Source organism: Psychrobacter proteolyticus (assembly GCF_038155145.1).
Taxonomy (GTDB): Bacteria; Pseudomonadota; Gammaproteobacteria; order Pseudomonadales; family Moraxellaceae; genus Psychrobacter; species Psychrobacter proteolyticus_B.
The window spans coordinates 1-233 of record NZ_JBAKAY010000069.1; the positions used below are offsets into that span (position 1 = coordinate 1).

Genomic DNA, 233 nt, shown 5'->3' on the forward strand with positions numbered 1-233 from the left:
GTATGATTACATTTGTCTATAAAGCTATAAATACAGACAAAACTTTATGTAGTGGGAATGTTCGTATATCGGCTAGTACAGGAAGTACGGCTACTCAGACGTCCAATCTTACTGTTCAAGCGCCTGAAGCTACTTCTATTGTTTATACTTCAAATCAGATTACATTAGGTATTCAGAATAGCGGATCATCAGCGACGCGTGAAGCTGAATTTGCAATATATTCAAATAAAACA

At 36.1% G+C, this 233-nt stretch carries 1 pseudogene; it reads left to right on the forward strand.

Going from position 1 to position 233, the window contains the following annotated elements:
• Nucleotides 1-233: pseudogene (locus tag V6252_RS13025) on the forward strand (hypothetical protein); the annotation flags it as partial.